Origin of the sequence: Gemmiger formicilis, assembly GCF_016901605.1 — a bacterium.
GTDB lineage: Bacteria > Bacillota > Clostridia > Oscillospirales > Ruminococcaceae > Gemmiger > Gemmiger formicilis_B.
Map to the genome: position 1 here is coordinate 1 of NZ_JACJKP010000510.1, position 363 is coordinate 363.

Here is a 363-nt window from a genome sequence, read left to right on the forward strand (position 1 = left end):
TGGATCTGGAACTGCCTATTGTACTGGGTGCCAATGAAGAACACCTGAAACAGGGCGCTGCACACCTGACCCAGACCTCATACCCCATCGGCGGTGAAAACACCAACTGCGTACTGGCAGCCCACCGGGGCTATTATAAAGCCCCCATGCTGCGGGAGGTTGAACGCCTGCAGATCGGCGATACCGTATATGTGCAAAATTTCCGGGAAACACTGACCTATACCGTAGAGGAACTGCGCATTATCGATCCTACCGACGTGGATGCACTGCTGATTCAGCCCGGGCGCGATCTGCTGACCCTGGTAACCTGCCACCCGCTGGGCGGCAACAGCCAGCGTTATGTGGTGTACTGTGTACGCAGTT

Annotated in this window: 1 protein-coding gene; it reads left to right on the forward strand. The window is 56.2% G+C overall.

Going from position 1 to position 363, the window contains the following annotated elements; translation table 11 throughout:
- A partial coding sequence (locus H6B10_RS15690) for a class C sortase (protein WP_204652387.1) occupies positions 1–363 on the forward strand: 363 nt, incomplete at both ends.